A 7237-nucleotide genomic window follows, 5' to 3' on the forward strand; every position below is an offset into this window, starting at 1 on the left:
ATTTTAAGAAAAGTACAAAGTTACCCAAAAAAATACAAAGTTTACCCTAAAAAGTACAAAGTTACCTAAAAAAATACAAAGTTTACAATTTTTAAAAAACAGATCTATATTTATTTAAGATGATTAGTATAAAAAAATTTTTTAAAAAAATCAAACATCAAAAAAATGATAAAATCATATTTAACAATAGTACAAATAATATAATTGAAATAAATTCAAAAGAAATTATTAATTTTTGTACAAATCATATCTTAATATCAAATAGTACAGAACTTAAAGCAATAGGTATCTTGCTTTCTTCTGGTATTCCATTATCTCAATTCACCAAAAAAAATTTTACTATCACTAATTATACACATGATACTATTACTTACACATCATCATCCAATTTACAAATTAAAAATCATACTTTGGTCAACTCCACACTCATTATAAATGCTATTTATTTCCTAAAAAAACATAAGTTTAATATTATTTATATAAAACTTAATCGTATTCTCAAAAAATTATTTCTTGCAAATATAACTACTAAACATTTAGAATATATTTATTCTATTATTCTTCAATCTCTAAACAAAAAGGACAATTCTTACTTTTATGAATCCATTTTACAACATCCAAAATACAAAAGTATCAAACTTGTAAGTAGGCCTACTTCACTAAATAGTCTTGAAAACTTAATTTTTATTAATTCATTTGAAAATTTACGTATACATAATACTGCAAATTTACTATTTTATAAGAATAGCAATAATGAATTACAATCTACTATTGCTAATCTAATTGAATCCTTTTTTATTGATCAAAACTCTAACAAAGATATACATACTCTCAAATCATACATTAACCTCAATCTAAAACAAATGGGTATTCCCTATAAAAAAACTCACAAAATACAAAAACAAATCTTTTCCAATATCTTCGTATCTTAAACATTAACTAAATTCACTTATTTTACTTAACAATAAACCCTAAAAACACTATAATATTATATAAGGAGATTTTCATGGAACATATGATACAGCCAGTAGTAACAAGACAAATGGTGTTAAATGAGCTCGTAAAAGTTGGTATGGATAGAGATATTGCGGACGATTTATCTTATAGATACTATAAAAATGAACTTACTACTAAAGATCTTGAACTTCTAAAAATGGCATTCAAATCAGATATTAGAGATCTTAACAATAAAATTAATACTGTTGAAAATAACTTAAATATTAAAATTGATACTGTTGAAAATAACTTAAAATCAGATATTAGAGATCTTAATAATAAAATTGATACTAAATTTAATGAACTTGATAATAAAATTGATACTGTTGAAAATAACTTAAAATCAGATATTAGAGATCTTGATAATAAAATTGATACTGTTGAAAATAACTTAAAATCAGATATTAGAGATCTTGATAATAAAATTGATACTAAATTTAATGAACTTGATAATAAAATTGAAATTAACAAAACAGAACTTAATAGTAAATTAAAATTAAATAATTGGATGCTTGGAACTATTATTACAATTAACGTAGGAATTCTTTTAACATTAATCTCAATAATCAATTCAATTATAAATAAATAAACATGAATTACTAATTCTACAAATCTTTATTGGCAGAAGCAAAATCAATAATTCATATTAATCTCTAGTTAACTTTGAATAACCTCTGGCTTAGTAGATTTTTTAGTTGCCTTAGCTTTAGCGGCTGCTTTTGCTTGTGCTTGATCTTGTTGCACAACCCGTTCTTCTGCTTGATCTACAGATTGATCTTTTTGATCTTTTTCTTTTAATTGATCTTTTCCTTCTCCTGATTGATCTTCTGGTTGTAACTTAATTTTAGGTTCAACTACCTTTTTTCTTTCTAAATTACCAAGAAAAATTTCCTTATAATCTCTATAAAGAGTCTCTAAAACACCAGCAAGCAAACTATATTTCTTTATTTCACAATTATAATAAAGATTGTCCACTAGTTGAATTTTGATATCCAAATTATCTGTATATTTCTTGCTTATCCACTCTTTAACATATGAAGATACATACTCATAATCAATATCATCAGAATTTAGTATTGGGAAATTAACTATTGTCTCATCATTTTTTTTAGACTGAATCTCATCGCTCATATAAGTTTGCCAAAATCTATCTCTTCTCAAATAAAGTCTTCTTATCAAATATTTTAAAGTGAATTTCATATCATCTCTCCTTTTGCATTTTGCATCAAAATTTTATCTTTATCTGGATCTTGCTCTTGATATGGAAACATAATTCCTAAACTAGCAAGAGAAAGTCCTTTAGTGGTCTTAAATCCTTCAAAATTAGTGTTAATTTGTGGTCTCGGCGGGCGTACGGCAATATTATCTCCCCTACCCTCTTCGTATAAAGGGTATAAATTTGCAATATCATCACTAGAATCGCCATTTTCAATATTTCCTACATAAGATCGTATTTCTTCTTTAACCTCCATTCTCAACTTTGCCTTTTCTTCCTCTCTCCTTCTGATTCGCTCTCTTCTTTCTTCTTCTTCTCGCCTAAATAATCTCTCTATATATTCTTGTTGTCGTTTAAGTTTCAGTTTGCGTTCTTTTTCTGTTTTCTCTTTTTCTTTTTTTTCTTCTTCTTCGTCTTTCACATTTTTTGACGCATGAAATTCAAAATTTTTGCTTGCTAATCTTATTTTTTCGCCATATTTTTCTTTTTTCGTCGTGTAATTTTTCTTATATTTGTGCGAGTACCAATCTTTGAATCGACCCTCCCATATGATCTCATAGTCGTTTATTACGCCATCCGTTCTTTTCATCATCATCCACACTTTGTACTTGTACCTGTTGCCAAATTGCTTTAGAAAGTGTTTCAAAATATCTTCGATGTCATATTCTTTCCCATACTCATTTATGGCAGTCTCCAAATTTAGCAGGGCGTTTATGTACGTAGAATCGTTGTTGCTCAGCTCTTTCACCTGTTGCATATAGTTTTTGCTTATTTTGTGCACATCTATCAGTCTAGTTTTTACGCCAATTCGTTTAAATCGCACTTTTTCACTTTTTTGCTCAACTCTTTTTGGTTTCTCACATGAAAGATTTTTCACAGAGTTTTTCTCTAAAGAGTTCTTAGAATTCTCTTTATTTATATTGCTTATATTAGCTTTATTAAAATCATCCAAACTTTGCACATGCGAAATTATACCCATGCGATTTTTATGAAGTTGTTCATTAGTTTTGTTTTCTATTTTTTCTGTTATAAATTTTGTGGTTTTTGAATTTATATTTTTGGGTTCGTTATTAAAAGTTTCGTTAAGATCGAAATTTCCAATGATGATTTTATCTTTTAAATTATCTTGTAGCATTTGTGTTAGATATTCTAATATCGCGTCTTTATGTGTAGGCATTAGTTCCATATTTTGCACATAATAAGCGACACTTCCTTTTCCTTTTCCAAATCTTATAATTTTAGATTTTATTAGATTTAGGTTGTTTAGTAGCTTTATATCTAATTCTAGTGTGCGTTTACATACTTTTTTTGCAGCATCATTTTCTAATAATTTAAGTACTATTTTTTGGATATCACAAGCTGAATATTCTTCAATACCCATTGATTGTTTATAATTTGTATTTTTAGTATTGATTGCCCAATAAACTTTAATTATTCTTTTATATCGTTTTAGCATCTTGATTATTTGCAATTTAACATAGGACATTCGTATTGTTTGACTATTATTGGGATCTTTATGAATATTTAGTTCTACAAGGCTTTTTAATATTGCATTTATTTGACCTTCTGGGTCTTGATATTTGAAATTATTATTATCTTTTGCTATACTTAACATAGGTTGTTTTTTTCTATCCAAAGTTTAGATTTTCTTTTTTTAAAAGAAGCTTTGGATATTTATGTATTTTATTATACATAAATATTTCACTCTTGACTAGTTTTGCGGTTGAGGTGATTTTTTTATATCTTTTTATTGAATAAACCTGAGAAACAATTTTTGTGAAATTTCTATTTATATAATAAAAAAGTTTAGTAATATTTTTATTTAAAATAATATTTAGAATCATAAGCATTGATTATATAATATTTTAAATTGAATATCAATTCACTTAGTTGTAAGGGAATTTATATTCATAAAATATGTTTTAATTAATATCAATTTAATACTTTATAAGTTATTCATTATTTAATTCTAAATATCCTGTAATTTATAAGATTATAATTTATATATTTTTTTATGTATATTATATATTTTTTTTATTTAGTATTTTTGAATGACTTTTTGACTCTATAATCAATTTTGTTTGTTTTTTTTCTGTTAAGTTATTGATTTCTTCTTTGAGTTTGGCTATTTCATTATCTTTCTTTTTTATTTCTTTTTGTATTGTTTCTGTTAAGTTTTTGATTTCTTCTTTGAGTTGTATGAATGCACTGTGATTTTCTTTTGTTTCAATGTTTTGAATTTTTATATTGTTTGTTTTTTGAGTATACGTTTTATTATTTTGAGAGTATTTGCTTATTTCATTATTTATTATTTCTATTTTGTTTTGAATGATTGTGCGAATCTGAGATTTTTTTTCTTTTTTTCTAATATTTTCCATTAAGTCGCAAATTATGTTTTCCGGAATATATCTTACATTTTCATATTGAATATAAGCGTTTAAAGTTGCTAATTTCTTGCAAAGAATAGAATTTGTTGTGTGATAGTTAAAGTCTTGTGCTAATATATCTACTACTTCTCCTAATCTATATAATTTGATATCTCCAAATTTTTTCATAATTAATGTTTCCTTTTTTGATTAAAATTTTAATTTTATCATACGTAAAAATTTCGAAATAGTTAATATGTATGTTAATAATAATTGGCCAATATTTTTTAATATGTATGTAAAAAAAGTGTAAATTCTATTTTGAGGATAATTTTTTATATTTTAAGTGATCATTTGTGACAATATAAATTGGCCTATTATTTTAGTTTTATATAAATTGACTTATTATGCTTTATATTGTATATTGGTATCAATAAATTATTGTAATTAGTGTTTTCTTAGCAATAAAGCAAATTACTTTGCTTTTGTTGATTTTAATTAAATAAAGTTAGGTTAAGAATGGTAAAGTAATTTTGTTTGTCATTTTCAAGGGTAACAGGAGGGGATTTAGGTGGCTAATAATCTTAAGAAACAACTAAATATCATTGGAACTGTTGTAACAGGAATAGTGATTTGTGTTTCAGGATTGGGAACCTATGCTTTTCAAGGATTTTTAGCTGAACTTAAGAAAGATCTTCTCGAAGAATTACGTGTTGAATCTGAAAACAGACTGAAGAATGAATTTGAATCCCTTAAAAATTTTTTCAAACAAGATTTTAAAAAGGATATTCAAAAATTGAATTTGGAAAGTAAAGAGATGATATCAGAAGTAGAAACTCTTCTGTTCAAAGAAAGACTAAAAATTAAGCGTGCATTCAAAGAAGAATTGGACAAATGTTTTGATTCTTTGAAGAGGGTAGGGGAAGAAGTAAACAGAGTAGGGGAAGAAGTAAACGATGAAAAATAAATTGTTTGTTTTTATTTACAATTTTGCATATAACGTCTTGAAAGATCATTTTATAAAAAAATATAAATCAGAATTGCTCGAAAGTGCTGTTCCATTGAAAAATTCTTCTTATCAAGTGTATGAAAAAATCAAAGAAATAGAAAAACACAGGCTAGTAGTTCCTTTTCAATATAATTTCAAAGAACAAAATAGTGCTATTTGTAAGTTTGGATGTTATTTCTTATGTATTTTGTTTATTTCTTTTGTGGTAAAAGAGATAAAAGACAAGATTGAAAAATGTTTCGATAAATTCGAAGTTGATTTGCTTTTTAAAAGTCTTGCTGATGCTGGATGTTTAAAAGATGTCAATTCGTATGTTCTTGATCCAAATTTAATATTCAAAAGTCTTGGAATTAGTGATGATATTCATTATCTCGATGTACACTACTCCCCTACTGAATATGATCCTGATAGTTGTGATATTTTAATTGGTAAATATAAAGATAGTAAAAGTGATTTATATCATTTTGTGATTATTGATAATGATTTAAATTCTGTTATTTGGGATTCACTTGGTAGTTCCAAAGCTGTAAATGATGGTGTTCTTGAATCTTTACGAGTATTTAAAATTAGTGATTCGTCTATTGTTAATGGCGTTAGGCAAAGACTTGCTTTGTATCGTGAGCAGTTTAATAGAGCATGAAAAAAAATTTATTTTGGGAGGTTTAAAGTGAGTGCAATAAAAAATGTAAATAAACTTTTTGATGCGGTAGTAGCAAAAGATTCTTTACTTGCAGAATTTGATGGTTTTATAGGAGAGTCTAATACTAATCTTGTACGTGAAGGTATGAAATTTACAAGTAACATTCTTAATTTTATTTACTATATCAAGAATGAAATTGCAAAAAACAATGAAGACAAACGTGCATTTGAAATACTTAATTCTAAACTTCAAGGAGCGCTTGATGTAGCTATTGATGCTTGCAGGGCTTTAGAAGATGGTGAGAATTGGGATGAGTATGATAAGCTCATTAAGCTTAGAGGTCAAATTGCTAGTGAGATATTACAAAAAGTTCAAACTGAATCATTATAGGTATAAGCGTTTATGAATAGATTTATTGTAAATAAAAGTTATTTGTTGTCTTTGTTTTTGGTAGTCATATTATTGTCTTGTAAAGGTATTGCAAGTCTGCCTGTTGAACCTGTACTACTAGAGAAAAATGATCCTGTAAGTTTGGCTATTGATGAGGCTGCGTTATTTCAGTATGCATTAAGTCTCAATTTGTGGCTTCTTGATACTAAAGAGTATGTTGATCGTTATTACAAAAGGGACAAATTTCCATATTTTGAACCTTTTGATCCTACATACCAAGGTGATGCTGGTGAATTAGGAATTACTAAGAGAATTGCTTATTACAAACGTTATATAGAAGGAACAAAACCTATTGCTGTTTCTGTGTATCGTAAATATACCCAGGTGTACTTAGAGGAGTAGGGGAAAATATAGTGAATTTGCAACAAGAAGTTGAATTAGAAACTGGATTAGAAGAAGGAGAATCATTAGATTTGGGTACAGATGCTCCTTCTTCTGATGATTTGGTTTCCACAGTGTCTAATGAACCTTCTGAATTTGTTGATGCAGAATTAATATCATCTAATGATGATTCTGATTCTTCTGATTCTGGTTCTTCTGATTCTAATGATTCTGATTCT

At 26.5% G+C, this 7237-nt stretch carries 10 protein-coding genes; 7 read left to right on the top strand and 3 right to left on the bottom strand.

Annotated features, from left to right (window positions below):
• The first annotated feature begins 119 nt into the window (after positions 1-119).
• A complete protein-coding gene (locus U880_RS0105550) occupies positions 120-932 on the top strand; it encodes a hypothetical protein (protein WP_024655111.1) in 813 nt (270 codons plus the stop codon).
• Positions 933-1006: 74 nt separating this feature from the next.
• The gene (gene bdr, locus U880_RS11835; protein ID WP_024655112.1) at positions 1007-1585 is read left to right on the top strand and encodes a Bdr family repetitive protein; all 579 of its coding nucleotides are present in this window, start codon (positions 1007-1009) and stop codon (positions 1583-1585) included.
• Between the two features lie 68 nt (positions 1586-1653).
• Here bdr and U880_RS10890 read toward each other — a convergent pair whose 3' ends face one another.
• From U880_RS10890 to U880_RS0105575, 3 genes are all read right to left on the bottom strand, one after another.
• Positions 1654-2196: a hypothetical protein gene (locus tag U880_RS10890; protein ID WP_024655113.1), complete on the bottom strand. Its 543-nt coding sequence runs from the start codon at positions 2194-2196 to the stop codon at positions 1654-1656.
• Entirely contained in the window at positions 2193-3848 is a 1656-nt protein-coding gene (locus U880_RS10540; RefSeq protein ID WP_024655114.1) for a plasmid maintenance protein, read from the bottom strand. The genes U880_RS10890 and U880_RS10540 overlap by 4 nt, the downstream gene beginning before the upstream one ends.
• Positions 3849-4233: 385 nt before the next feature.
• Positions 4234-4767: a hypothetical protein gene (locus U880_RS0105575; RefSeq protein WP_024655116.1), complete on the bottom strand. Its 534-nt coding sequence runs from the start codon at positions 4765-4767 to the stop codon at positions 4234-4236.
• A gap of 382 nt (positions 4768-5149) precedes the next feature.
• Here U880_RS0105575 and U880_RS0105580 point away from each other — a divergent pair, with 382 nt between their 5' ends.
• The 5 genes from U880_RS0105580 to U880_RS10175 all read left to right on the top strand — a co-directional run.
• Positions 5150-5545: a hypothetical protein gene (locus U880_RS0105580; RefSeq protein WP_024654489.1), complete on the top strand. Its 396-nt coding sequence runs from the start codon at positions 5150-5152 to the stop codon at positions 5543-5545.
• Positions 5535-6227, top strand: coding sequence for a DUF261 family protein (locus tag U880_RS0105585; RefSeq protein ID WP_024654490.1), 693 nt, complete (start codon positions 5535-5537; stop codon positions 6225-6227). The genes U880_RS0105580 and U880_RS0105585 overlap by 11 nt, the downstream gene beginning before the upstream one ends.
• Before the next feature lie 27 nt (positions 6228-6254).
• On the top strand, positions 6255-6617 hold the full coding sequence (locus U880_RS0105590) for a hypothetical protein (protein WP_024654491.1): 363 nt from the start codon (positions 6255-6257) through the stop codon (positions 6615-6617).
• A 12-nt stretch (positions 6618-6629) separates the two neighbouring features.
• Complete coding sequence (locus tag U880_RS0105595; protein ID WP_024654492.1) at positions 6630-7019, top strand: BBA14 family lipoprotein; 390 nt, start codon at positions 6630-6632, stop codon at positions 7017-7019.
• Between the two features lie 11 nt (positions 7020-7030).
• On the top strand, positions 7031-7237 hold a 207-nt coding region (locus U880_RS10175), incomplete at its 3' end, for a hypothetical protein (RefSeq protein WP_024654493.1).

This window comes from Borrelia hispanica CRI (assembly GCF_000500065.1).
Taxonomy (GTDB): domain Bacteria; phylum Spirochaetota; class Spirochaetia; order Borreliales; family Borreliaceae; genus Borrelia; species Borrelia hispanica.

Coding starts and splice junctions, on each gene's coding strand:
- U880_RS0105585 (WP_024654490.1), top strand. CDS start 5,535: ATGAAAAATAAATTGTTTGTTTTTATTTACAATTTTGCATATAACGTC.
- U880_RS0105595 (WP_024654492.1), top strand. CDS start 6,630: ATGAATAGATTTATTGTAAATAAAAGTTATTTGTTGTCTTTGTTTTTG.
- bdr (WP_024655112.1), top strand. CDS start 1,007: ATGGAACATATGATACAGCCAGTAGTAACAAGACAAATGGTGTTAAAT.
- U880_RS0105575 (WP_024655116.1), bottom strand. CDS start 4,767: ATGAAAAAATTTGGAGATATCAAATTATATAGATTAGGAGAAGTAGTA.
- U880_RS10890 (WP_024655113.1), bottom strand. CDS start 2,196: ATGAAATTCACTTTAAAATATTTGATAAGAAGACTTTATTTGAGAAGA.
- U880_RS0105550 (WP_024655111.1), top strand. CDS start 120: ATGATTAGTATAAAAAAATTTTTTAAAAAAATCAAACATCAAAAAAAT.